Annotated in this window: 22 protein-coding genes; 12 read left to right on the top strand and 10 right to left on the bottom strand. The window is 59.3% G+C overall.

Features of this window, described 5'->3' with window-relative positions; all coding sequences use genetic code 11:
- Positions 1-63: 63 nt before the first annotated feature.
- From QWI20_RS22475 to QWI20_RS22435, 9 genes are all read left to right on the top strand, one after another.
- A complete protein-coding gene (locus QWI20_RS22475) occupies positions 64-1,245 on the top strand; it encodes an amino acid ABC transporter permease (RefSeq protein WP_369307291.1) in 1,182 nt (393 codons plus the stop codon).
- Between the two features lie 10 nt (positions 1,246-1,255).
- Positions 1,256-2,353, top strand: coding sequence for an amino acid ABC transporter permease (locus QWI20_RS22470; protein WP_346630847.1), 1,098 nt, complete (start codon positions 1,256-1,258; stop codon positions 2,351-2,353).
- A 10-nt stretch (positions 2,354-2,363) separates the two neighbouring features.
- The gene (locus QWI20_RS22465) at positions 2,364-3,128 is read left to right on the top strand and encodes an amino acid ABC transporter ATP-binding protein (RefSeq protein WP_037014923.1); all 765 of its coding nucleotides are present in this window, start codon (positions 2,364-2,366) and stop codon (positions 3,126-3,128) included.
- A gap of 228 nt (positions 3,129-3,356) precedes the next feature.
- Positions 3,357-4,220, top strand: a complete 864-nt coding sequence (locus tag QWI20_RS22460; protein ID WP_369307290.1) for a lipid II-degrading bacteriocin — start codon at positions 3,357-3,359, stop codon at positions 4,218-4,220.
- 693 nt (positions 4,221-4,913) lie between these two features.
- Entirely contained in the window at positions 4,914-6,221 is a 1,308-nt protein-coding gene (locus QWI20_RS22455) for a CynX/NimT family MFS transporter (RefSeq protein WP_369307289.1), read from the top strand.
- Positions 6,222-6,309: 88 nt separating this feature from the next.
- On the top strand, positions 6,310-6,795 hold the full coding sequence (locus QWI20_RS22450) for a nuclear transport factor 2 family protein (RefSeq protein WP_369307288.1): 486 nt from the start codon (positions 6,310-6,312) through the stop codon (positions 6,793-6,795).
- A 46-nt stretch (positions 6,796-6,841) separates the two neighbouring features.
- Entirely contained in the window at positions 6,842-7,168 is a 327-nt protein-coding gene (locus tag QWI20_RS22445) for a GIY-YIG nuclease family protein (RefSeq protein WP_369307287.1), read from the top strand.
- 64 nt (positions 7,169-7,232) lie between these two features.
- Complete coding sequence (locus QWI20_RS22440; RefSeq protein ID WP_369307286.1) at positions 7,233-8,165, top strand: glutathione S-transferase family protein; 933 nt, start codon at positions 7,233-7,235, stop codon at positions 8,163-8,165.
- A 278-nt stretch (positions 8,166-8,443) separates the two neighbouring features.
- The gene (locus QWI20_RS22435; protein WP_369307285.1) at positions 8,444-9,658 is read left to right on the top strand and encodes a DUF2599 domain-containing protein; all 1,215 of its coding nucleotides are present in this window, start codon (positions 8,444-8,446) and stop codon (positions 9,656-9,658) included.
- Positions 9,659-9,682: 24 nt separating this feature from the next.
- On the opposite strand, the gene QWI20_RS22430 is transcribed toward QWI20_RS22435, so the two are convergent.
- Together QWI20_RS22430 and yejK are read right to left on the bottom strand one after the other, a co-directional pair.
- The gene (locus QWI20_RS22430) at positions 9,683-10,033 is read right to left on the bottom strand and encodes a glutaredoxin family protein (protein ID WP_369307284.1); all 351 of its coding nucleotides are present in this window, start codon (positions 10,031-10,033) and stop codon (positions 9,683-9,685) included.
- Positions 10,034-10,058: 25 nt separating this feature from the next.
- Positions 10,059-11,060: a nucleoid-associated protein YejK gene (yejK, locus tag QWI20_RS22425; protein ID WP_074884246.1), complete on the bottom strand. Its 1,002-nt coding sequence runs from the start codon at positions 11,058-11,060 to the stop codon at positions 10,059-10,061.
- 355 nt (positions 11,061-11,415) lie between these two features.
- Between yejK and QWI20_RS22420 the strand changes: the two genes are divergently transcribed.
- The gene (locus QWI20_RS22420) at positions 11,416-11,697 is read left to right on the top strand and encodes an HU family DNA-binding protein (protein ID WP_037014905.1); all 282 of its coding nucleotides are present in this window, start codon (positions 11,416-11,418) and stop codon (positions 11,695-11,697) included.
- A gap of 67 nt (positions 11,698-11,764) precedes the next feature.
- Here the strand turns inward: QWI20_RS22420 and QWI20_RS22415 are convergent, their stop codons facing one another.
- The 6 genes from QWI20_RS22415 to QWI20_RS22390 all read right to left on the bottom strand — a co-directional run bounded on the left by QWI20_RS22415 (position 11,765) and on the right by QWI20_RS22390 (position 19,860).
- Positions 11,765-13,099: a DUF2599 domain-containing protein gene (locus tag QWI20_RS22415; protein ID WP_369307283.1), complete on the bottom strand. Its 1,335-nt coding sequence runs from the start codon at positions 13,097-13,099 to the stop codon at positions 11,765-11,767.
- A 95-nt stretch (positions 13,100-13,194) separates the two neighbouring features.
- The gene (rlmF, locus tag QWI20_RS22410) at positions 13,195-14,235 is read right to left on the bottom strand and encodes a 23S rRNA (adenine(1618)-N(6))-methyltransferase RlmF (RefSeq protein WP_369307282.1); all 1,041 of its coding nucleotides are present in this window, start codon (positions 14,233-14,235) and stop codon (positions 13,195-13,197) included.
- Positions 14,236-14,407: 172 nt separating this feature from the next.
- Complete coding sequence (locus QWI20_RS22405) at positions 14,408-17,254, bottom strand: valine--tRNA ligase (protein WP_369307281.1); 2,847 nt, start codon at positions 17,252-17,254, stop codon at positions 14,408-14,410.
- A 175-nt stretch (positions 17,255-17,429) separates the two neighbouring features.
- On the bottom strand, positions 17,430-17,876 hold the full coding sequence (locus QWI20_RS22400; RefSeq protein WP_369307280.1) for a DNA polymerase III subunit chi: 447 nt from the start codon (positions 17,874-17,876) through the stop codon (positions 17,430-17,432).
- 7 nt (positions 17,877-17,883) lie between these two features.
- Positions 17,884-18,312 (bottom strand): DNA polymerase III subunit chi, encoded by a 429-nt coding sequence (locus QWI20_RS22395; protein WP_369307279.1) that lies wholly within the window; start codon positions 18,310-18,312, stop codon positions 17,884-17,886.
- 57 nt (positions 18,313-18,369) lie between these two features.
- Positions 18,370-19,860 carry a leucyl aminopeptidase gene (locus QWI20_RS22390; protein WP_282369593.1) on the bottom strand — a complete coding sequence of 497 codons (1,491 nt, stop codon included), beginning with the start codon at positions 19,858-19,860 and terminating at the stop codon, positions 18,370-18,372.
- 305 nt (positions 19,861-20,165) lie between these two features.
- On the opposite strand from QWI20_RS22390, the gene lptF reads away from it, so the two are divergent.
- Positions 20,166-21,284, top strand: coding sequence for an LPS export ABC transporter permease LptF (lptF, locus tag QWI20_RS22385; RefSeq protein WP_369307278.1), 1,119 nt, complete (start codon positions 20,166-20,168; stop codon positions 21,282-21,284).
- On the top strand, positions 21,277-22,338 hold the full coding sequence (gene lptG, locus QWI20_RS22380; RefSeq protein WP_192171812.1) for an LPS export ABC transporter permease LptG: 1,062 nt from the start codon (positions 21,277-21,279) through the stop codon (positions 22,336-22,338). Before lptF ends, lptG begins: the two co-directional genes overlap by 8 nt.
- Before the next feature lie 64 nt (positions 22,339-22,402).
- Here the strand turns inward: lptG and QWI20_RS22375 are convergent, their stop codons facing one another.
- Together QWI20_RS22375 and QWI20_RS22370 are read right to left on the bottom strand one after the other, a co-directional pair.
- The gene (locus QWI20_RS22375; protein WP_369307277.1) at positions 22,403-22,906 is read right to left on the bottom strand and encodes an RDD family protein; all 504 of its coding nucleotides are present in this window, start codon (positions 22,904-22,906) and stop codon (positions 22,403-22,405) included.
- 95 nt (positions 22,907-23,001) lie between these two features.
- Positions 23,002-23,214 carry a cold-shock protein gene (locus QWI20_RS22370; RefSeq protein WP_003227496.1) on the bottom strand — a complete coding sequence of 71 codons (213 nt, stop codon included), beginning with the start codon at positions 23,212-23,214 and terminating at the stop codon, positions 23,002-23,004.
- Between the last annotated feature and the right edge of the window lie 248 nt (positions 23,215-23,462).

Below are 23,462 nucleotides of genomic sequence, written 5' to 3'. Positions count from 1 at the left end.
GACCTGCGCCCGGCTGCGTGAATCGCAGCCGGGCGCTTTGTTGCATTTCTTCCGGGGCACTCCATGCAAAATCAAATCAGCGCACCCAAGCAGAGGCTCAGCCTCAGCGACCCTAAAGTGCGTGCGTGGCTATTTCAGATAATTACGGTTGTCGCCGTAGTCGCGATGGGTTGGTATCTGTTCGATAACACCCAGACCAACCTGCAACACCGGGGTATCACCTCAGGTTTCGGTTTCCTTGAAAACAGTGCCGGCTTCGGCATCGCGCAGCACCTGATTCCGTTCACGGAGTCGGACACCTACGCGCGGGTTTTCCTGATCGGCTTGCTCAACACGCTGCTGGTGACGTTCATCGGCGTGATCCTCGCGACCCTGCTGGGCTTCATCGTCGGCGTCGCGCGTCTGTCCAACAACTGGATCATCAACAAGCTGGCGACGGTTTACGTTGAAGTCTTCCGTAACATTCCGCCGCTGCTGCAGATCCTGTTCTGGTACTTCGCCGTGTTCCTGACCCTGCCGGGGCCGCGGGCTGCCCACGGGTTTCTCGGCTCGTTCTTCGTCAGCAGCCGTGGCCTGAACATGCCGGCCGCGATTGCCACCGATGCGGCGTGGCCGTTTGTGATCAGCGTGGTGCTGGCCATTGTTGCCATCGTGTTGATGACGCGCTGGGCGAACAAGCGCTTCGAAGCCACGGGCGTACCGTTCCACAAGTTCTGGGCAGGCCTTGCGCTGTTCATCGTGATCCCGGCGCTCTGCGCGTTGATCTTCGGTGCGCCGGTGCATTGGGAAGTGCCCGAGCTCAAAGGCTTCAACTTCGTTGGCGGCTGGGTGTTGATCCCTGAACTGCTGGCCCTGACCCTCGCCCTGACGGTCTATACGGCGGCGTTCATTGCCGAAATCGTGCGTTCGGGCATCAAGTCCGTGAGCCACGGCCAGACTGAAGCGGCACGTTCGCTGGGCCTGCGCCCAGGGCCGACGCTGCGCAAGGTCATCATTCCGCAGGCGCTACGGGTGATCATCCCGCCATTGACCAGCCAATACCTGAACCTGGCGAAGAACTCGTCGCTGGCCGCCGGTATCGGTTACCCGGAAATGGTTTCGCTGTTCGCCGGTACCGTGCTCAACCAGACCGGTCAGGCCATCGAAGTCATTGCCATCACCATGAGCGTGTACCTGGCGATCAGTATCAGCATTTCCCTGCTGATGAACTGGTACAACAAGCGCATTGCGCTGATCGAGCGGTGAGGAAACGCGCATGACATCCCATACTTTCAAACCCGACATGCCACCGCCGAGCAAAGTCTTCGGCCCGGTGGCATGGATGCGCCAGAACCTGTTCTCGAGCTGGATCAACACGCTGTTGACCCTGTTCGCGATCTACTTGATCTGGCTGGTTGTTCCACCGCTGCTGAGTTGGGCCATCTTTGATGCCAACTGGGTCGGTACCACCCGCGAAGACTGCACCAAGGCCGGCGCCTGCTGGGTGTTCATCGAACAGCGCTTCGGCCAGTTCATGTACGGCTACTACCCGCAGGCACTGCGCTGGAGGGTTGATCTGACCGTCTGGCTGGCGATCATCGGCGTCGCGCCGCTGTTCATCAAAGTAATGCCGCGCAAGGCGATCTACGGCCTGTCGTTCCTGTTCATCTACCCGATCGTTGCGTACTTCCTGCTGCACGGCGGCGTGTTCGGCCTGGACCTGGTTGCGACCAGTCAGTGGGGCGGCCTGATGCTGACCCTGGTGATCGCCACGGTGGGTATCGCCGGCGCATTGCCGCTGGGCGTGATCCTGGCCTTGGGGCGTCGCTCCGAAATGCCGGCCATCCGCGTGATGTGCGTGACGTTCATCGAGTTCTGGCGAGGCGTTCCATTAATCACTGTGCTGTTCATGTCGTCGGTGATGCTGCCGTTGTTCCTGCCTGAAGGCATGAACTTCGACAAGCTGCTGCGCGCGCTGATTGGCGTGATCCTGTTCCAGTCGGCGTATGTGGCCGAGGTGGTTCGGGGCGGCATGCAGGCCATTCCGAAGGGTCAGTACGAAGCCGCTGCGGCCATGGGCCTCGGCTACTGGCGGCGCATGGGGCTGGTGATTCTGCCGCAGGCCTTGAAGCTGGTCATCCCAGGCCTGGTCAACACCGTGATTGCGTTGTTCAAGGACACGAGCCTTGTGATCATCATCGGCCTGTTCGACCTGCTCAACAGCGTCAAACAAGCTGCCGCCGACCCCAAGTGGCTCGGCATGGCGACCGAGGGTTACGTGTTCGCGGCCCTGGTGTTCTGGATCTTCTGTTTCGGCATGTCCCGCTACTCCATGCACTTGGAGCGTAAGTTGGACACAGGCCACAAGCGTTAGGAGTTTTGTGATGAGTGAAGCTATCAGTAAGCCTCTGGGCGCCGAAGGCATGATCCGGATGGAAGGCGTACACAAGTGGTACGGCCAGTTCCACGTGTTGAAAGACATCAACCTGAACGTGCGTCAGGGCGAGCGTATCGTTTTGTGCGGCCCGTCGGGTTCGGGCAAGTCGACCACCATTCGCTGCCTCAACCGTCTGGAAGAACACCAGCAGGGTCGCATCGTGGTCGATGGCACCGAGCTGACCTCGGACCTCAAGCAGATCGAGACGATTCGCCGCGAAGTCGGCATGGTGTTCCAGCACTTCAACCTGTTCCCGCACCTGACCATTCTGCAGAACTGCACGCTGGCGCCGATGTGGGTGCGCAAGATGCCCAAGCGCAAGGCTGAAGAAATCGCCATGCATTATCTGGAGCGCGTGCGCATTCCGGAGCAGGCGCACAAGTACCCGGGCCAGCTGTCCGGTGGTCAGCAACAGCGGGTGGCGATCGCCCGCGCGCTGTGCATGAAGCCGAAGATCATGCTGTTCGACGAGCCGACCTCGGCCCTCGACCCGGAAATGGTGAAAGAGGTGCTCGACACCATGGTTGGCCTGGCGGAAGAAGGCATGACCATGCTCTGCGTAACCCACGAAATGGGCTTCGCACGCACCGTGGCCAACCGCGTGATCTTCATGGACAAGGGCGAGATCGTCGAACAAGCCGCACCGAACGACTTCTTCGATAATCCGCAGAGTGATCGTACGCGCCTGTTCCTGAGCCAGATTCTGCACTGAGTCATTACCAGCAATACAAAGAGCCCGGGCCCTGTGCCCGGGTTTTTTATTGTCAAAATTTTGGAGTGGTCGCGACTTTGTGATGCGAGCTAATTGAGCGCGTTCATTTAGAGAAGATTCCTACACCTCATTCAGAGTATTTCTTATTGTGCGATGTTCGCCACAATAGTTAGCTGTTCCTGTCGGATGTATATCGACGGTATTGGACTAATTAATTAGGAAATCATCATGAGTAATACTGTTTATCTGCCATCTAGCCCTGTTAGGGCGCTCTCACCAACTCCCCCGGTTGCTATGGAGTCAGTGACATATCTTTTTTCAAGGCCGAATGCAGGTCGTCATAACCCTCTACCAAGACCCGGAAATGTAATCGCAGCGCAGCATCCTTTCAGACTTCGAAAATACGGTGAAGGATATTGGCGAGAAATGACGATTAAACACATGGAGGAAGTCAATCGACAGCTGCAAAATGGATGGCGCTATATGCCAACTGCCGAGCTTCTTTTTGATATTGCAAAAGTGCCCGTGGCTGATAAATATATGTGTTTAAATCCTTACGCTTTACCCACTGATGCGATGAGGGAATCAATAAACGGCTGGGGCTTCAGAAAAAAAACAACCGAAGCCAAGGAGCTTTCAGGTGGAATTCTGTCTCCGTTTTCCGCCTGGTCTCATTATCTGGATGGTAGCGGAGCGGATGTGATGACCCAGATTAACAGGCTCGGTCTCAACCTGTCAGCTGCGAAGATCCCGGCCCTAGAGAGTGCGTTTGCGTCGGCGATGGTCGGTACCTCGCCGCTTAGTATACAAAAGGTGGCCTACAATACTCGCCAGGACTCTTTTCTTACATGGACGTGGCTAGGGAATATTTCTTTGAAAATTGAGGGCACTGTTCATAAAGGTCATGATGGCAGGGTTTCTTTTGTCGGCACTGCCCGTGCATATAATGACGTCTACGATTTTAATGCGAGTACGCATCGGTCCGAATTGGGGGAAGCTGCAACAGCAGGTGGTCGTTACTTAGGGGCTAACAAGGGCAAGCCCTATCAAATTGTTATTCAAGGAGAGGTGCCTATATCGATCCAGCGCTAATAGGAATTGTATGGGTATTAACTCGGAGGTTTTCATGACGGAAAACACTACATGTCCCAAGGAAAGAAGATCTCTGTTATCAATTCTTGTCTTGAACTTGATTTCACTTATTCCATGGGTTGGATTCTACTGGCGCCCAGCAGGTGAAGTCGCGTCATTGGACGGTCCAGGCACCTTGGTATTACTTACAGTTACTGCCATTGCAACCTTAATCGTACTCCCTTTCTACACTACTGCTGCTATTCTCATTAGCAGTAATAGGCTGAGCCGGCATGTGAGGGGGCTGAGTGGACTGCTCCTAATCACGGTGTTCACATGCTGTGTTGCCGCAAGTTATTTCTGGATCATGAATGGGTGGAGAGGTAAAGAGTCAGTGTTTTTGCTTGCAGGAATTTTGTATGGGACTTTTTCGTTGACGTTGATACGAGAATTCACTTCGTTATGCCGTCCCAATTGCACATAGTCCCTACCTATCTCCACGATAATTATTCTAATTGAGACTCTTGCATTGAGTCAGCAGCACCTCGAATGAAGAGCCCGGGCCCTGTGCCCGGGTTTTTTATGGCCGCTCGCCTGGGACGTGCCGCAAAACTGTACCCAATCCTCGTAAAACTTGTGTTCTCTGCCGATCTCCAACAGGATTACTGCTTTGCGCAATGCGCTGTTACATCCTCCTGCCCCCACGAGAATCCCATGACGACCAAGGCGCCGACGGCGAGCAGTTCCCGTTCCAATGCTTCGACCCCTCACGACATCAACGAGCTGCTGATCGACGCGGAAGCGGATGATGAGCAAGTGCAGCAGCAACATCCTGTGCTCAAACGCCCATGGTTCCTGTTGTTGGGCCTGGTGCTGGTGGCGCTGAACCTGCGTCCGGCGTTGTCGAGCATGGCGCCATTGTTGAGTGAGGTGTCACGAAGCCTGGGACTTTCGGCGGCCACGGCCGGCTTGCTGACCACGCTGCCGGTGTTGTGCCTGGGCCTGTTCGCGCCGCTTGCGCCGATCCTTGCGCGGCGCTTTGGCAGCGAGCGCGTGGTGCTGGGCATTCTGCTGACCCTGGCGTGCGGCATCATTTTGCGGAGCTCGTTGGGCGAGTTCGGGCTGTTTGCCGGCAGCGTCATGGCCGGGGCGAGCATCGGCATCATCGGGGTATTGCTGCCCGGCATCGTCAAACGCGATTTCGCCAAGCAGGCTGGTGCGATGACGGGTGTCTACACCATGGCGCTGTGCCTGGGCGCTGCTGTCGCGGCGGGCTCAACGGTTCCGTTGAGCGAAGTGTTGGGTAGCGGCAACGGCAGCGACTGGACGCTTGGCCTCGGCTTCTGGATCGTCCCGGCGATTCTCGCCGCGATCTTCTGGTGGCCGCAGACGCGTCAACGTCATGGCCAACATCAGGTGGCTTATCGGGTGCGCGGTTTGCGCCGCGATCCTCTGGCCTGGCAAGTCACCCTTTATATGGGCCTGCAATCGTCACTGGCCTACATCGTGTTCGGCTGGCTGCCGTCGATCCTCATCGGGCGAGGACTGACTGCCGTTGATGCCGGTCTGCTGTTGTCCGGTTCAATCATGGTGCAACTGGTCAGCTCGCTCACTGCGCCATGGCTGGCCACTCGCGGCAAGGACCAGCGCATCGCCATTGTGCTGGTGATGCTGCTCACACTGGCCGGTCTGTTCGGCTGCCTGTATGCGCCGCTTGAGCAATTGTGGGGCTGGGCCGTCGTGCTCGGCGTAGGGCAGGGCGGCACGTTCAGCCTGGCGCTGACGCTAATCGTGTTGCGCTCGCGGGACTCCCACGTCGCCGCGAACCTGTCGAGCATGGCCCAGGGCTTCGGCTACACCCTGGCGTCGCTCGGGCCTTTCGCGGTCGGCGTCGTGCATGACTGGACCGGCAACTGGGACTCGGTCGGCTGGATCTTCGGCATCATCGGCGTCGCCGCGATCATCGCCGGTCTCGGCGCCGGGCGCGCGCTTTACGTGGGTGTCAGCAGCGAGAAAGTCTGAGGGCTGACATTTCCCCTGCGAATGCCCGTGCAAACCGCAGTGCAGCCGCTTATCGTGCAGGCATCCTATTTCCATGGACGGCGTTCCCATGAGCGAGACCTTTACCAGCGAACACAACAGCGCGCTGATCACGCGCTTTTATGAGGCGTTCAGCCGTCTGGACGCCGAGGCGATGGCCGCGTGCTACGGCGAAGACGTGGTGTTTTCCGACCCGGTGTTTGGCCAGTTGCACGGTCAGGATGCCGGCGATATGTGGCGCATGCTGACCTCCCGCGCCCGTGACTTCTCGGTGGTGTTCGACCACGTCCGTGCCGACGCCACGACCGGCGCTGCACACTGGGTCGCAACCTACCTGTTCAGCCAGACCGGTCGCACGGTGGTCAACGACATTCAGGCGCGGTTTGTTTTCCGGGACGGCAAGATCTGCGAGCACCACGATCAGTTCGATCTGTGGCGGTGGTCGCGTCAGGCCCTCGGCACGAAGGGCGTATTACTGGGCTGGACGCCGCTTGTGCAAAACGCCATCCGTGCACAGGGCCAGAAAGGGCTGAAGGCTTTTCAGGCCAGTCGCTGACGCTTTGATAGAATCCGCTCCCCTCGCTACTGGTCCACGGTCCCGCATGTCTGAAGCCGAAATCGCCACCGCACCTGTGCCCGAAGCCGTGCTGGTCAAATCCTGGTTCGTGTACTTGGTGCGCGCGGCCAACGGTTCGTTGTACTGCGGCATCAGCAATGACCCGCAGCGCCGATTCGCCCAGCACCAAAGCGGTAAAGGTGCGCGCTTCTTCAGCTCGAGCCCGGCGATGGCGCTGGTGTATGTGGAGGCCTGCCGCGACAAAGGCGACGCCCTGCGGCAGGAGCGGTTGATCAAAAAGCTGCGCAAAAGCGCCAAGGAGTGCCTGGCCGCCGGCTACATCCAGCCGAGTGATGCCGCGCCATCACCCTGAGCGGGTATGCCGTGGGGCTTCGGGGGGATAAGCTGGTGGTTTCTCCCTGCGGATGGCCCGAAGCATGTCTGAGTTGATTCTTCACCATTATCCAACGTCCCTGTTCGCCGAAAAAGCCCGTCTGATGCTGGGCTTCAAAGGCCTGTCATGGCGCTCGGTCAACATCCCGTCGATCATGCCCAAGCCCGACCTCATGCCCCTTACCGGCGGCTATCGCAAAACCCCCGTCCTGCAAGTGGGCGCCGACATTTATTGCGACACCGCGCTGATCGCACGGCGCCTGGAGCAGGAGAAATCGTCACCCACGTTCTATCCCGAAGGCCATGAGTTCACCGCGGCGGGCCTCGCGGCATGGGCGGATTCGGTGCTGTTCCTGCACGCGGTCAGCCTGGTGTTTCAACCGGCCTCCCTCGCTGTGCGTTTCGCCAAGGTTCCGCCTGAGGCTGTTAAGGCATTCGTTGCCGACCGCGCCACGTTCTTCGAGGGCGGCAGCGCCAATCGTGTGCCACTGGAAGTGGCGCAGCATCAATGGCCGACGCTGATGGCGCGTCTGGAAACCCAGTTGGAGAGCAACGGTGATTTCCTCCTGGGTGTTCCCTCGATCGCTGATTTCTCGGTGGCCCACACCCTGTGGTTCCTCAAACAAACGCCTGTCACGTCCCCGCTGGTCGATGCCTATCCGGCGGTGTTGAGCTGGTACGAGCGCGTTATTGCATTCGGTCATGGCGCACCGAGTGAATTGAGTTCGGGCGACGCGGTTGAAATCGCGCGTGCGGCTACCCCGGCGCCGGTGCCCGATGAAGATTTCACCGACCCCAACGGCTTTACTGTCGGGCAGCAGGTCACCGTGTCTGCAGTGGATTACGGCGTTAACGCAGTGGCGGGAGAGTTGGTATTCAGCGGCCGTGAAGAGATTATCCTGCGCCGCGAAGACGACCGCGCCGGCACCGTGCATGTGCACTTCCCGCGCTTCGGTTTTCAAATCAAGGCTGTTTAAACATCTGATGTGGAAATAAGCCCGGTGCAATGCCGGGCTTATCGCGGTGCCGAATAATCGCTTTGTTTTAATTGCGTATTGATCTGGCTGACTGGCGTGAAGTTGTCGTGACTGTCAGTTGTGACAGTTGTTAAAAAAGCCACGCGGTTTACTCTCTTGTTTCATCTTACATAAAAAGTTGTCTGGTCAAGGAGAACGTCGGGGCACGTGTGCGGCGCCGATATGTTCCATATTCCGTGACATGGGACGCTTTATTTCCAGGGACAGGAGAGTACGTCATGGCCAACGTCAAAGCGTTCGGGGTATCGCTACTTGTTGTTGCAATACAATGCGCTGATGTTTACGGGGCCAGTTGTGCCGATACGGCCAACGCGCTGAAACGTCAATATAACGATATAAGGGAAAACTGCGGCAAAGCCTCGTCACCCGCGTTTTTGTGCAACGGCGTTATTTTCAGGGCTACCATTCCGTCGGACGACTACAACTCTTGGGATCCGAGCCCGGCCTCGGTCAAAAGCGGCGGTACGTCATTCTCTTATCTGCGTAAGGACGCGAAGTTTTCCCGCCTCGTCCGCTATGAAAACAATGGCTACGTGCTCTTTCCGATCCAGGCTCTGCCGGCTGGCAAAAGTCCCTACAACGTGCTGTGTTCGTTCCCGATGGACGGCGGCACCGACTCGCGCATCGACAAAGGCTGCGGCACCTCTTCGGCAGCGACCGCTCAGGGCAAAGGCGCAGAGTGCTTTTCTCAAAACATCGAGACCGGCCGCCAGTGGGCAGAGCAGTACAAGACGCAGACCAAGGGTGATAACCGTAACGAGTGCGGGTTTGATGTGCGCGATCCGCTGGATCGTCACGCAACTGACAACTTCAATGCCAGTTTGGGCGCCATGCGCGAGATGGGAAAGACGTCATTCAATAAGCAGAATGAACTCAGGCTGGATACCTGGAGTGCTGAAACGCCTGATAAGAACTTGCCGATCCAGGCCTTTTTCTATTTGCCCAAACCAGGGGGTGGCAAAGACGATGCCCGGTTTGATCAGCAACGCTATTACTCAGAAACCGGTGTTTGGGTGCCCATTATTGCAATGACACTCCCGGACTCTCCTTCAAAAGATGCATCGTTTGCCTGCAATGCCGATGATCAAGCTGTCTCCGAATCGGGCAAGACAATCGATCGCTATATCCAGTCTGCCACGTGGGCGTTACGCCCCGACCCGGGCACTGGAGAAGAGGAGTGGTCACTGTCGGTCGTGCTGACCGAATTGGGTAAGAAGCAAACGGGCTCTTCAGGCTCTGATGCGGTGTATGCCGAACTGGTCCGGAAGTATAAAAATGATTTTCAGTGGAAACAAAATGATGGCGGTGGCATGCGTCGTCAGTTGGTGTGCCACTTCAGCATTGCGCGCAATAAGGATGAATTCAATCTGGAGCCGTTCCGCCCCGATCTCTCTGAAGAGAAGGCCGAGGCAGCGGGTTGCAATCCGGTTTGACCCCGTGCAGCCAAGCGTTCGGTGTTACTTGAGTGCAGCGAGAATCTGCTCTTCGCTGAAGCCTCTGATCAGCGTGCCGTTTACGTCGATCAGAGGAATGCCGCGACCGCCGAGCGCTTCGTATGCCTTGCGCCCTGCGGCGTCTTTTTCGATATCGAACTCGGTGTAAGGGATGCCTTGGCTGTCGAGAAAACGCCGTGTCTGTTTGCAGTAGCCGCACCAGTCGGTGGCGTACAACGTCACCTTGGCGTTGGCCTGCGCGTGCTCCGATAAATCTGTGGAGGGGTGAACCAGGTTTTCGATCTTGCCCCAGTTCTGGTACACGACCACCACCAGCATGATGAGCAAGAACTTCTTCAGGGTACGAACGAACATTCGGGTTTCGGCTCCTCGACTGGGCTCAGCGGCGTTTAAGTTGATCGGTCAACTGAGTGGGCAGCCCCTTGATGATCAGGGTGCCTTTCTCTTCGTCGTACTCGATCTTGTCGCCCAGCAAGTGCGCCTCGAAGCTGATCGACAGGCCTTCCGCACGACCGGTGAAGCGGCGGAACTGACTTAGGGTGCGCTTATCCGCAGGAATCTCGGGCGACAGGCCGTAATCCTTGTTGCGGATGTGATCGTAGAAGGCCCGCGGGCGGTCCTCGTCGATCAGGCCGGACAACTCTTCCAGAGCGATGGGCTCGCCCATTTTGCTCTGGCTGCTGGCGTAGTCGACCAGCGCCTTGGTCTTCTCGCGGGTCGATTCTTCCGGCAGGTCTTCGCTCTCGACGAAATCACTGAAAGCCTTGAGCAGGGTGCGGGTCTCGCCCGGTCCGTCGACGCCTTCCTGGCAGCCGATGAAGTCGCGGAAGTACTCGGAAACCTTCTTGCCGTTCTTGCCCTTGATGAACGAGATGTACTGCTTGGACGCCTTGTTGTTCTGCCACTCGGAAATGTTGATGCGGGCCGCAAGGTGCAACTGGCCCAGATCCAGATGCCGGGAGGGCGTTACGTCCAATGCCTCGTTCACCGCCACGCCTTCGCTGTGGTGCAGCAGCGCGATCGCCAGGTATTCGGTCATGCCCTGCTGGTAGTGCGCAAACAGCACGTGGCCACCGACCGACAGGTTCGACTCTTCCATCAGCTTCTGCAGATGCTCGACCGCGATGCGGCTGAATTGGGTGAAATCCTTGCCTTGATCCAGGTATTCCTTCAGCCAGCCACTGAACGGGTGCGCGCCGGACTCGGCATGAAACAGCCCCCACGCTTTGCCTTGTTTGGCGTTATAGCTCTCGTTGAGGTCTGCCAGCATGTTCTCGATGGCCTGCGACTCGGCGAGTTCCGAGTCCCGGGCGTGGAGCACGGCGGGCGTGCCGTCAGGTTTTTTGTCGATCAGGTGGACGATGGCGTGACGGATCGGCATGGATTTCTCGGCTGCTGAAGGGGAACTGAACGGGACCAGACCAGGCCCGTGCGAAAGTCGGCAAGTGTACCGCAGGCGGGGGGGCGGAACGCTCTGGAAGGGCCGAAAACGCTGACCTCGGGCCATTAATATGACTTTTTTACGCCTCATGGGCGATAAAGCTGACCAAATGGGTAGGTAGGGGCGGATATTTGCGTTGCGCTGTGCTAGTTTTGCCCGGTCCTGAGCGCCCAAGCGCGCCAGGCGTGCAGTTTGTGGGCGTTCGGCCGAACCAAAGGCCGTTTACAGTATCTACATTTCGCGTCTGTACCACACTCTGCAAACCATTCGAATTTGATAGGGAAGGAACACCACCATGGCTCTGACTAAAGACCAATTGATCGCCGATATCGCAGAAGCTATCGACGCGCCTAAAACCACCGCGCGCAACGCTCTCGACCAATTGGGTCAAATCGTCGCTGACCAACTGGAAAACGGTAGTGAAATCACTCTGCCAGGCATCGGCAAACTGAAAGTCACCGAGCGTCCAGCACGCACCGGCCGCAACCCTTCGACTGGCGCAGCCATCGAAATCGCTGCCAAGAAAGTCGTCAAGTTCGTACCAGCCAAAGTGCTGACTGACTCGGTCAACAAGTAAGCGAAAACGCTGCTTGGTTGAGGAAACCGTGTGACGGAGCGATCCGGACACGGTTTTTTTGTGCCCGCTATTTCTTGAAGGGGTTGCACCCGGCCGCTTTCGCTGCTGCCTCTGACACTACCGGGCGGAAGGGTTCCAGGTTCCAGTCAGCGCGTTGTGGATAGTTGCGCACGATGCAGGCGATTTGTTGCTTCATGCTGCCTGCGTCTCTTTCTTCATTGCGCCACTGTAGGTCTGAACCGCGCAAGTCGTAGAGCTCCTGATAAACGTCTTGCTGCTGACTCGCCTGTACTTTTTTGCCAAGCTCAGTCAGTACGACATTCAGCGTCCACTCCGTTTTTCCCGTGCCTGGGTCCAGGCGCTGCTCCCAGTTGCTCCATGCGATGTATTTCGCAGTGACGTTGCGGTTGAGGTTAAGCGACACCCCCTGATCGGCCGCGCTGTAAGTGAAGCGTTGCTCTGGCGGCCGGGTGAAATCAATATTCAGAATGGGCACCGCGTAGCCCTGATCATAGAGTTTGCGTTGGAAGGTACGCGCGTTGGCCAGGCCGTCCTGCTGTACCGCCGCTTTACCGTTGTCGCCTCGGACGGGGTAGTTGAACGTGTTCTTCCCCTGGTAAATAAACGCATCGATGTCATCCATGATGTCGCTGCCGCCGGCGGCATTCTTGAGCATGAATTCGTTGAAGAAGTCCTTGCGCGAATAAGGGTCGGCGTTGGTGGTGGTCACTCGGGCTTCATGGGCCTGGATCATCGCGTCCCACTGCGCAGGCACCTCGGCGTTCCATGAGCACTGTGTCGTCTGAATCGGTTGTCGGGCACCGCCCTGATATTTCTGTTTCCACTGCTCGGCTGTGTTGACGTTCTGATCGGCGCAGGTGCCGTAGGCCCATTGAGCGTTCTTGTTCGCCGTTGTGGGCTGGGAAGGGGGAACGAACGTGGCGTCGTTGAAGGGCCCGCAGCCGTACCACTTGCGATCCGGTCCGGTGTAGCCATCGAACGTGTAGATACAGGCCCAGCCCTCCTGCTTGACCGGAAGCTGCAGCGCGAGCCCGTCCGTTGGCGTCCTGAGGATGAAGCCAGCGGGATGAACAAGCACTGTTGTGCTCAGGTCCCGGCGTATCCAGGTGTAGGACGTTGCGCCGGTTTGCAGGGCGTAGGGACTGTAATCCCAAGGATTGAAGTTGCCGTCATTGACCATGCGCAACGTGATCCCGCTGCAGTAGTAATGGCCCCGGGCGGCGCCGGTGTCCGGCTCTGTGCAGTGGTTGTCGATCCGGTTGTAACTGGCGTTGATGCGCCTGACCGTTTCTACCGGATCAAGGTTTGTCTTCAATTCAACTGCCCACGACGGGCAGTTCCAGACCATCAACATGCAGATAACGCAGGCTAAGACGCGCATGGCTGACCTCCTTGTGCCGGGGCACGCAACGAGGATTCAGCTTATGAACGGGAGCGTTTGCCGTCTACTGACAGAAATGACACTGCCGTTGAGGCTCAGGGCTTGCGCGCGGTCCAGCGCTGTTCCCGCCAGGCTTGCTGACGGGCTGTGTCGTGAAAGGTCCAGGCAACGAAGCGGCTCTGTTTCTGACCCTGGCCCATCTCCACCGTATGGCTCTCAACGGCCCCGGCTTTTTTCAGCGCGCTTTGGATCAGCGGCAGGTTCGAAGCCTTGGACACCAGTGTGCTGAACCACAACACCTGCGTCGCCACTTGCGCACTTTCACTGATCAACTGCGTCACAAAGCGCGCCTCGCCACCTTCACACCACAGCTCCGCCGCCTGGCCGCCGAAATTCAGCACCGGCAGCTTGCGCTTGGGGTCTGCCTTGCCCAGGGCGCGCCATTTACGCTGGCTGCCGCTTAACGCTTCCTCAGCTGAGGCGTGGAAGGGCGGGTTACACACGCTGATGTCGAAGCGCTCATCGGGCTGCAGCAGGTGGGTCAAGATGTGTTTAGGGTTGGGCTGCTCCCGGAAGCTGATGCTCTTGCTCAAGCTGTTGGCTTTGACGATGGTCGTCGCCGACGCAAGGGCAATCTTGTCGATGTCCGACCCCAAGAACGACCAGCCGTATTCGCCCTGACCGATCAGCGGATAGATGCAGTTGGCGCCGGTGCCGATGTCCAACGCTGTGACAGACGCGCCGCGCGGGATAACCCCATCGTTGCGTTCCGCCAGCAGATCCGCGAGAAAGTGCAGGTAGTCCGCGCGCCCCGGAATTGGCGGGCAGAGGTAGTCCGCCGGAATATCCCAATGGACAATGCCGTAGAACGCTTTGAGCAAGGCGCGGTTGAACACCCGCACCGCGGCCGGATTGGCGAAGTCGATGCTTTCCTTGCCGTAGGGATTGAGGATCACAAACTGGCCCAGTTCCGGGCTGCTTTTGATCAGGCGCGGAAAGTCGTAATGCCCCTGATGGCGGTTGCGCGGGTGCAGGGTGGCTTTCTCACGCAGCGCGGCAGGCTTGGCCTGTTGAGCAGGTTTGGCTTTCTTGCGTGGGGTGTTGCGTTGGGGCTTGGGGGCGTCGGGGCTGGTCATCGGTGATGCGATTCTCGTGAAAGCACAACCCCTGTAGGAGTGAGCGTGCTCGCGATAACCGTGTGTCAGTCAACGGTTAGGTTGCTGATTTACCGCTATCACGAGCACGCTCACGCCTACAGGGGCGTGATCGTCAGCCGGCCTGCGATTCAGGCTGGCTGATTTTATCGGATTACAAACTCGCGATGCGCGCGTGCTGTTCGGCCAGTTTGCCCAGCGCTTGTTCGGCTTCGGCCATCTTCGCGCGTTCCTTGGCGATGACCTCAGGCGGCGCCTTGTCGACGAACGCGGCATTGGACAGCTTGCCGCCGACTCGCTGCACTTCGCCCTGCAGACGCTGGATTTCCTTGTCCAGACGCGCCAGTTCGGCGTCCTTGTCGATCAATCCGGCCATCGGCACCAGCACTTCCATCTCACCGACCAGCGCGGTCGCGGACAGCGGTGCTTCGGCGCCGGCTTCCAGCACGGTGAACGATTCAAGCTTGGCCAGCTTCTTCAGCAGGTGCTCGTTCTCGTTGAGGCGGCGCTGGTCTTCGGCGCTGACGTTCTTGAGGAACAACTGCAGCGGCTTGCCCGGGCCGATGTTCATTTCGCCACGGATGTTGCGCACGCCGAGCATCAGGCTTTTGAGCCATTCGATATCGCCTTCGGCCGCGACGTCGATGCGCGCATCATTTGCCACCGGCCACGGTTGCAGCATGATGGTCTTGCCTTCGATGCCGGCCAGCGGCGCAAGGCGCTGCCAGATTTCTTCGGTGATGAACGGCATGAACGGATGGGCCAGACGCAGTGCGACTTCCAGCACGCGAACCAGCGTGCGACGAGTGCCACGCTGACGCTCGATCGGCGCCGTCTCGTCCCACAGAACCGGCTTGGACAGCTCCAGGTACCAGTCGCAATACTGGTTCCAGATGAACTCGTACAGCGCCTGGGCCGCGAGGTCGAAACGGAACTGATCCAGCTGACGGGTCACCTCGGCTTCAGTGCGTTGCAGCTGCGAGATGATCCAGCGATCCGGCAGCGAGAGCTCGAACGCCTCGCCGTTCTGACCGCAGTCTTCACCCTTGTCGAGCACGTACCGCGCGGCGTTCCAGATCTTGTTGCAGAAGTTGCGATAACCTTCGACGCGACCCATGTCGAACTTGATGTCACGGCCAGTGGACGCCAGCGAGCAGAAGGTGAAGCGCAGGGCATCGGTGCCGTAGCTGGCGATGCCGTCGGCGAATTCGTCGCGGGTCTGCTTCTCGATCTTCTTGGCCAGCTTGGGCTGCATCATGCCGGAGGTGCGTTTCTGCACCAGGGCCTCAAGCTCGATGCCGTCGATGATGTCCAGCGGATCAAGGACGTTGCCCTTGGACTTGGACATCTTCTGGCCCTGACCATCACGCACAAGGCCGTGGACATAAACCGTCTTGAACGGCACTTGCGCCGTACCGTCTTCGTTCTTCACCAGATGCATGGTGAGCATGATCATCCGGGCAACCCAGAAGAAAATGATGTCGAAACCGGTAACCAGCACGTCGGTCGGGTGGAAGGTTTTCAGGAAGTCGGTCTGCTCCGGCCAGCCCAGGGTGGAGAACGTCCACAGACCGGAACTGAACCAGGTGTCGAGCACGTCGTTGTCCTGCTGCAGGGCAACGTCAGGCCCCAGGTTGTGCTTGGCGCGGACTTCGGCTTCGTCGCGGCCGACGTAAACCTTGCCGGACTCGTCGTACCAGGCCGGAATGCGGTGGCCCCACCAGAGCTGACGGCTGATGCACCAGTCCTGAATGTCGCGCATCCAGGAGAAGTACATGTTCTCGTATTGCTTGGGCACGAAGGCGATGCGGCCATCTTCAACGGCGGCGATGGCCGGTTCGGCCAGCGGCTTGGTCGACACGTACCACTGATCCGTCAGCCACGGCTCGATGATGGTCCCGGAGCGGTCGCCCTTCGGCACTTTCAAACCGTGGTCGTCGACGCTGACCAGCAGCCCGGCGGCGTCGAAGGCGGCCACGATCTGCTTGCGCGCCTCGAAGCGGTCAAGGCCGGCGTATTCGGCGGGGAGGGTGCCGTCGACGGTGTCGTTCAGCGTGCCATCGAGGTTGAACACCTGGGCAGCGGGCAGAACGGCAGCGTTCTTGTCGAAGATGTTCAGCAGCGGCAGGTTGTGGCGCTTGCCGACGTCGTAGTCGTTGAAGTCGTGGGCCGGGGTGATCTTCACGCAGCCGGTGCCGAATTCAGGGTCGCAGTAGTCGTCCGCGATGATCGGGATGCGACGGCCTACCAGCGGCAGCTCGACAAATTTGCCGATCAGCGCCTTGTAGCGCTCGTCGCTCGGGTTAACGGCGACGGCGGCGTCGCCGAGCATGGTTTCCGGACGGGTCGTGGCGACGATCAGATAGTCCAGACCTTCAGCAGTCTTCGCGCCATCGGCCAGTGGGTAGCGCAGGTTCCACAGATGTCCCTTTTCGTCGTGGTTTTCCACTTCGAGGTCGGAGATTGCGGTGTGCAGCTTGGTGTCCCAGTTGACCAGACGTTTGCCACGGTAGATCAGGCCGTCTTCGTGCAGACGCACGAACGCCTCTTTAACCGCTTCGGACAAACCGTCGTCCATCGTGAAGCGCTCACGGCTCCAGTCCACCGACGAGCCCAGGCGACGGATCTGGCGGCTGATGTTGCCGCCGGACTGATCCTTCCATTCCCAGACTTTTTCGAGAAATTTGTCGCGACCCAGGTCGTGACGGCTCTGACCCAGGGCTTCGAGTTGGCGCTCCACCAGCATCTGCGTGGCGATACCGGCGTGGTCGGTGCCCGGCTGCCACAGGGTGTTGCGACCCTGCATGCGGCGGAAGCGGATCAGGGCGTCCATGATCGCGTTATTGAAACCGTGCCCCATGTGGAGGCTGCCGGTGACGTTCGGCGGCGGAATCATGATGGTGTACGAGTCGCCCGCGCCTTGCGGAGCGAAATAGTTTTCGGACTCCCAGGTCTGGTACCAGGAAGATTCGATGGCGTGCGGCTGGTAGGTCTTGTCCATGCGAGGCGGGAACCTGATCTGCTTTGAGTCGGAAAAGCCGACGAGTATAGCTTTTCAAGGCGGCGTCAAGCTACAAGCGGTAGGTCGGGTGCTACGAGCGGTGATGCCCGGAATCATCGCGGGCATCTGTAGGACTGTGCTTGCGCACGTTCCCGGGTCGGGGAAGAAGACAGCTTCAGTTGTTGTATTGACTCAGCAGCCGTTCCATTCGCGCATCAAGGCGGCGTTTGATCTCGTTCTCGATGTACGGGGCGAAATCGTCGATCACGTCTTGCATGATCAACTGCGCGGCGGCACGCAGTTCGGCGTCCAGATGCAGCAGCGCCTCTGCATTCGGTGCTTTGGCGCTCGACGCGCTCGACGCGTTGGCAGCTGGCGCGGGAGGTGTCGCCGCAACCGGCTCGGGGGTGAGCAGGGGAATATTGTCGATGTCGGCTTCGTGCTCATCGAGCGTCATGACCTGGCCAGTGACCACGTCGAACAGCAGCGGGATCTGCTCGTCGCTGTGCACGGACTCGGTCAGCAGGGGCGGCTGGGCCGGATCATCGCCCAACAACTGGCGAATCGACTCGAGGTCATCCAGCAGGTGCGCTGAATCTTTCAGGTGTTTTGAATTATCCATCGTGTGCTCAAAGACGCTGCAGCCGGTGATCTTGCAGAGGATAGCCCTGTTCGCGGTAGAAGCGAAAACTCTCGCGCGCCGCGAGGCGGATGGCGGGATCCTCGACAACGATCTCGGCGACACGCGCGAATCGTTTGAAGAATTCCGGGATGCGCAGGTCAAGATTGACCAGCAGATCCTGATGTTGGCCGGGGTCGCTGCCGATACCCAGTGCCACGGGTGCGTCCTGGTCGTCTTCGACCGCGCCATGGGGAACGAAAGCTTCCCCCCTGAACCGCCACAGTCGGGCGTCCAGTTCATCGCGTTGCCCGGCATCGCTGCAATGCAGGTACACCCGATGGCCGAGGCGCCAGGCCTTGTCCGTGAGTTTGCAGGCGAAGTCCAGGCGCGCGACGGGGTCGGCACTCGGCAGAATGTAGAAATCGACTTGGGTCATGGGTGATTCCAGAGCGCTGGACGCGCCGACCGGGGAGGCCGGCGCGTTTGCAGCGGCTTAAACGCCAGCGCGGTCGATCAGGTACTGGGTCAGCAGCGGAACCGGACGGCCCGTGGCGCCTTTGTCCTTGCCGCCGCTCAGCCATGCCGTACCGGCGATGTCCAGGTGCGCCCACTCGTAGGCCTTGGCAAAGCGCGAGAGGAAGCACGCCGCGGTGATGGTGCCGGCTTTCGGACCGCCGATGTTGGCGATGTCGGCAAACGGGCTGTCCAGTTGCTCCTGATACTCATCGAACAACGGCAGCTGCCAGGCACGGTCGTCGGCGCGTTTGCCCGCTTCCAGCACTTGAGTGATCAACGCATCGCTGTTGCCCAGCAGGCCGGAGGTGTGACCGCCCAGCGCAACGACGCAAGCGCCGGTCAGCGTAGCGATGTCGATCACGGCTTGTGGTTTGAAGCGTTCGGCGTAGGTCAGCGCGTCGCACAGCACCAGACGGCCTTCGGCGTCGGTGTTGAGGATCTCGACGGTCTGGCCGCTCATGGTCTTGACGATGTCGCCCGGACGCGTGGCGTTGCCGCTCGGCATGTTTTCAGCCGCCGCGACGATGCACACCAGATTAATCGGCAGTTGCAGTTCGAGCACGGCGTTCAACGTGCCGAACACGCTTGCGGCGCCGCACATGTCGAATTTCATTTCGTCCATGCCCAGGCCTGGCTTGAGGCTGATGCCGCCGGTGTCGAAGGTGATGCCCTTACCCACCAGCACGAAGGGCTTTTCGCTTTTCTTGCCGTTGGAGTACTGCATGACGATCAGACGTGGCGGCTGAGCGCTGCCTTGACCAACCGCCAGGAACGAACCCATGCCCAGCTTTTCGATGTCTTTCTCATCGAAGACTTCGACTTTGAGGCCCTTGTTGGCTTTACCCATCGCCTTGGCTTGCTCGCCCAGGTAGGTCGGGTGGCAGATGTTCGGCGGCATGTTGCCCAGGTCGCGGGTCACGGCCATGCCGGCAGCGATGGCCTGTGCATGCTTGGCCGCGCGCTCGACGTCGGCGACGTTGGCTTTGGCGGTCAGCAGGGTGACTTTTTTCAGGGCGCGGGGATCGACTTTCTGGCTCTTGAAGCGATCGAAGACGTATTCGCCGTCGGCCAGGGATTCGACCAGCAGGCGGTTCTTGCCATACACGTCGCGGTTTTTGACATTCAACTGATCGAGGGCGAAGGCGGCATCAACGCCACCCAGGCTTTTCAGGGTGCTGAGCGCGCCGCTGATGATTTTGCGGAATTGACGATCGTTCAGTTCCGGCTCTTTGCCCGAACCGACCAGCAATACGCGTTCGGCTTTCAGGTTGGGCAGGCTGTGCAGCAACAGGCTCTGGCCGATCTTGCCCGACAGGTCGCCGCGCTTGAGGACCGCGCTGATGGCGCCGCCGCTCAGGGTGTCGAGGGTGTTCGCGGTGTCGCTCAGCGTGCGGCCTTCACCGACGGCGACCACCAGCGTGGCGGTCTTCAAGGTTTCTGCACTGACGCTTTTAACAACCAATTCCATGTCGGGGTCCCCGAATAAACTGTGAGTTATCGCACTTGAGCACACGGCTCGGCAGCGGCGCAGAGGTATTTACACCGGCATGCCTGCGGCAAGGCCCGCAGTTTGACCCTGCGAGCCAATGGATGACAACCCCGTCCGGGTGCGCGCGTGTGCCGGTTGCAGAAGTATCCCGCGCGCGCAGTGACAGACACACCCAATCACAGGATAATGCCGCATATTTTTTTGGTGGTACGCCGTCGCGCGCATCATGGCTGATTCATTTCATTGTCATGCCGCCTTAGCGTGACAACCCTGGAGTGTCTGGTTTGATTGTCTTCCGTTACCTGTCCCGAGAAGTGCTGGTTACCCTGAGCGCTGTCAGTGCCGTGCTGCTGGTAATCATCATGAGTGGCCGCTTCATCAAATACCTGGCCCAGGCTGCATCGGGTGCACTCGATCCGGGTGTCCTGTTTCTGATCATGGGGTTCCGTCTGCCGGGCTTCCTGCAGCTGATCCTCCCTCTGGGGTTGTTCCTCGGGATTCTCCTGGCCTATGGCCGGTTGTACCTCGAAAGCGAAATGACCGTGCTGGCCGCCACCGGCATGAGCCAGCAACGCCTGCTGCTGATTACCCTCGCGCCGGCTGCGCTGGTGTCACTGCTGGTGGCCTGGCTCAGCTTCAGCCTCGCCCCCCAGGGCGCGACCCAGTTCCAGTTGCTGATCAACAAGCAGGACGCGATGACCGAATTCGACACGCTGGTGCCGGGTCGTTTCCAGCTTCTGCGTGACGGCAGCCGCGTGACCTACACCGAGACCATGAGCGACGACCGCATCAACCTGGGCGGCGTGTTCATCTCCGAGAAGAAGCTCGACGAGAAGAAAGACCACGGCATCACCGTGCTGGTCGCGGAAAAGGGCCGGCAGGAAATCAAACCTGACGGCACGCGCTATCTGATTCTCGATAACGGCTATCGCTACGACGGCAACCCCGGCCAGGCCGATTACCGCGCGATCAAATACGACACCTACGGCGCCTTGCTGCCCAAGCCGGACATCAGCGATGAGGTCACTGACCGCGATGCCATCTCCACGAGCGAGCTGCTGACTGGCGAAGACACCCTGCGCAACCGGGCCGAGCTGCAATGGCGGGTCTCGCTGCCGATTCTGGTGTTCATCGTGACGCTGATGGCGGTGCCACTGGCACGGGTGAACCCGCGTCAGGGCCGCTTCCTCAAGCTCCTTCCGGCGATTCTTCTTTATATGGCTTATCTCACCATCCTGATCGCCGCGCGCGGTGCGCTGGAGAAGGGCAAGATCCCGATGGGCCTCGGCCTGTGGTGGGTGCATGCGCTGTTTCTGTCCATCGGACTGGGGTTGCTCTACTGGGAGCCTCTGCGTCTGAAGATCGCGAGTCGCCGCAGCGTGTCGGGGGTGGCTCATGGTTAAGCTCGATCGTTACATCGGCAAAAGCGTGTTCATGGCGATCCTGGCGGTACTGGGGATCATCCTCGGGCTCGCATCGCTGTTTGCCTTCATCGATGAAATGGCCGACATCAGCGATACCTATACCTTCTGGGACGCTGGCAGTTTTGTCGTGATGACGGCGCCGCGTCGGCTCTACGACATGCTGCCGATGGCCGCGCTGATCGGTTGCCTGATCGGTCTCGGCGCGCTGGCGAGCAGCAGCGAACTGACGATCATGCGTGCCGCCGGTGTGTCGATCGGCCGTATCGTCTGGGCGGTCATGAAACCCATGCTGGTGTTGATGGTGGCCGGGCTGTTGATCGGCGAGTACGTCGCGCCGGTGACCGAAGCCTCGGCCCAGGCCGCGCGCTCGCTGGCTCAAGGCACCGGCGACGCCCAGAGCGCCAAACACGGCCTGTGGCACCGTCAGGGTGAGGAGTTCATCCACATCAACACGGTGCAACCGAACGGCCTGCTGTATGGCGTGACCCGTTACCATTTCGACGACCAGCGCCACATGCTGACGTCGAGTTTTGCCAAGCAAGCCAACTTCAAGACCGATTACTGGTTGCTGAAGGACGTCACCACGACGGTCTTCCACGACGGTCGCACCGAAGTGGTCACTGCACCCGAAGAGCGCTGGAACGTCGCGTTGAGCCCGCAGTTGCTGAGCACGGTGGTGCTGCCGCCGGAGTCGCTGTCGATGACTGGCCTTTATGGTTACGCGCGTTATCTGGCCGATCAGGGGTTGAACAACGGTCGCTACTGGCTGGCGTTCTACACCAAGATTCTGCAGCCGCTGGTGACTGTGGCGCTGGTGCTGATGGCGATTTCCTTCATCTTCGGTCCGTTGCGCTCGGTGACGCTGGGGCAACGGGTGTTCACGGGCGTGCTCGTGGGCTTCACCTTCCGCATCGCTCAGGATCTGCTGGGCCCGTCGAGCCTTGTATTCGGCTTTTCGCCACTCTTCGCCGTGCTGGTGCCGGCGGGTGTGTGCGCCCTGGCGGGGATCTGGTTGCTGCGCCGCGCGGGCTGATACTCACCGCGTTATGAAAAGCCGACCCCTGGGTCGGCTTTTTTGTGGGCGAGATGCAGAGGGTTCACTTCCTGGTGCGGGGCACCCGCACCAGTTGCGTCTCGGAATACAGGTCATGCCAGCAGCGTTTCTGTTTGTCGAACAGGCTCCAGAAGAAACCCAGCCCGACACACAGCCACGATGCGATGGCGACGACGAAGCGCAGCAGCGCTTGCCACAGGCTGATGGCAGTTCCGTCGGCGTTCTGCACGCGTATTCCCCATACCTGCATGCCCAGCGTCTGGCCCCCATGGGTCCAGAACTTGGCGAAGAAGCCGAACAGCGTCACTAGCAAAATCGATGACAGCAGCGGGTCGGCGTCGAGCGCGCCGGACTCGGAGAGCTGGCGCAGTCTGGCTTCGCCGATGAAGCCCATCCAGACCAGCTTGTAGATAAACGTAGTGACCATCAGCAATGCCACGCACAGCAGCGCGTCGTAGCTGATCGCAGCCATGCGCCGGCCCAATCCCACGGCGGGAAAGTCGCCTAGGGGGCGTAACATCTGCGCATTATTGTTAGCTGAGGTCATGGCAGCGCACATTCACACGGGAGCGGCAGTTTACGGAATCGCAGGCATAAAAAAGCCCCTGATGTTGGCCATCAGGGGCTTTTTGCGTCGGCTGATCAGGCTTCAGCTTGTACTTCGTCAGCCTGCATGCCTTTTTGGCCCTGCACTGCGACGAACGTCACTTTCTGGCCTTCTTTCAGGCTTTTGAAGCCATTGCCCTGAATAGCGCGGAAGTGGACGAACAGATCCGGACCGCTTTCAGGCGTGATAAAACCAAAACCTTTTTCATCGTTAAACCACTTAACGGTGCCGCTCTGACGTGTAGACATTTTCTTATTCCTTGACGCATTAAATTAATGACAGCCTCTTTCACGCGAAAGAGTACTGGGCTGGTTGCAGGAAGAAGAAACGTAGAGCGGGATGTAGCATTGCTTTTGGCGCTACTGCCCGGGTCACGATCCCAGCGACCCATGCAAACACAGTCGGGAAACTCTACGCTAACTCTCGTCGAAAAAACAAGCCCCGGCTGGGCCAGTGTTCACGGGGGTTTTCGGCTTTTTTGAAAACATTAACCACG

The organism is Pseudomonas sp. W2-17 (assembly GCF_041060445.1).
In the GTDB taxonomy this organism is placed as follows: Bacteria; Pseudomonadota; Gammaproteobacteria; order Pseudomonadales; family Pseudomonadaceae; genus Aquipseudomonas.
The sequence above is the reverse complement of the archived record's forward strand: the minus strand, read 5'-3'. Positions and strand labels throughout refer to the sequence as shown.

Bases quoted from the DNA above. Each gene is read 5' to 3' on its own strand.
- QWI20_RS22475 (WP_369307291.1), top strand. From the start codon at position 64: ATGCAAAATCAAATCAGCGCACCCAAGCAGAGGCTCAGCCTCAGCGAC.
- QWI20_RS22470 (WP_346630847.1), top strand. From the start codon at position 1,256: ATGACATCCCATACTTTCAAACCCGACATGCCACCGCCGAGCAAAGTC.
- QWI20_RS22465 (WP_037014923.1), top strand. From the start codon at position 2,364: ATGAGTGAAGCTATCAGTAAGCCTCTGGGCGCCGAAGGCATGATCCGG.
- QWI20_RS22460 (WP_369307290.1), top strand. From the start codon at position 3,357: ATGAGTAATACTGTTTATCTGCCATCTAGCCCTGTTAGGGCGCTCTCA.
- QWI20_RS22455 (WP_369307289.1), top strand. From the start codon at position 4,914: ATGACGACCAAGGCGCCGACGGCGAGCAGTTCCCGTTCCAATGCTTCG.
- QWI20_RS22450 (WP_369307288.1), top strand. From the start codon at position 6,310: ATGAGCGAGACCTTTACCAGCGAACACAACAGCGCGCTGATCACGCGC.
- QWI20_RS22445 (WP_369307287.1), top strand. From the start codon at position 6,842: ATGTCTGAAGCCGAAATCGCCACCGCACCTGTGCCCGAAGCCGTGCTG.
- QWI20_RS22440 (WP_369307286.1), top strand. From the start codon at position 7,233: ATGTCTGAGTTGATTCTTCACCATTATCCAACGTCCCTGTTCGCCGAA.
- QWI20_RS22435 (WP_369307285.1), top strand. From the start codon at position 8,444: ATGGCCAACGTCAAAGCGTTCGGGGTATCGCTACTTGTTGTTGCAATA.
- QWI20_RS22430 (WP_369307284.1), bottom strand. From the start codon at position 10,033: ATGTTCGTTCGTACCCTGAAGAAGTTCTTGCTCATCATGCTGGTGGTG.
- yejK (WP_074884246.1), bottom strand. From the start codon at position 11,060: ATGCCGATCCGTCACGCCATCGTCCACCTGATCGACAAAAAACCTGAC.
- QWI20_RS22420 (WP_037014905.1), top strand. From the start codon at position 11,416: ATGGCTCTGACTAAAGACCAATTGATCGCCGATATCGCAGAAGCTATC.
- QWI20_RS22415 (WP_369307283.1), bottom strand. From the start codon at position 13,099: ATGCGCGTCTTAGCCTGCGTTATCTGCATGTTGATGGTCTGGAACTGC.
- rlmF (WP_369307282.1), bottom strand. From the start codon at position 14,235: ATGACCAGCCCCGACGCCCCCAAGCCCCAACGCAACACCCCACGCAAG.
- QWI20_RS22405 (WP_369307281.1), bottom strand. From the start codon at position 17,254: ATGGACAAGACCTACCAGCCGCACGCCATCGAATCTTCCTGGTACCAG.
- QWI20_RS22400 (WP_369307280.1), bottom strand. From the start codon at position 17,876: ATGGATAATTCAAAACACCTGAAAGATTCAGCGCACCTGCTGGATGAC.
- QWI20_RS22395 (WP_369307279.1), bottom strand. From the start codon at position 18,312: ATGACCCAAGTCGATTTCTACATTCTGCCGAGTGCCGACCCCGTCGCG.
- QWI20_RS22390 (WP_282369593.1), bottom strand. From the start codon at position 19,860: ATGGAATTGGTTGTTAAAAGCGTCAGTGCAGAAACCTTGAAGACCGCC.
- lptG (WP_192171812.1), top strand. From the start codon at position 21,277: ATGGTTAAGCTCGATCGTTACATCGGCAAAAGCGTGTTCATGGCGATC.
- QWI20_RS22375 (WP_369307277.1), bottom strand. From the start codon at position 22,906: ATGACCTCAGCTAACAATAATGCGCAGATGTTACGCCCCCTAGGCGAC.
- QWI20_RS22370 (WP_003227496.1), bottom strand. From the start codon at position 23,214: ATGTCTACACGTCAGAGCGGCACCGTTAAGTGGTTTAACGATGAAAAA.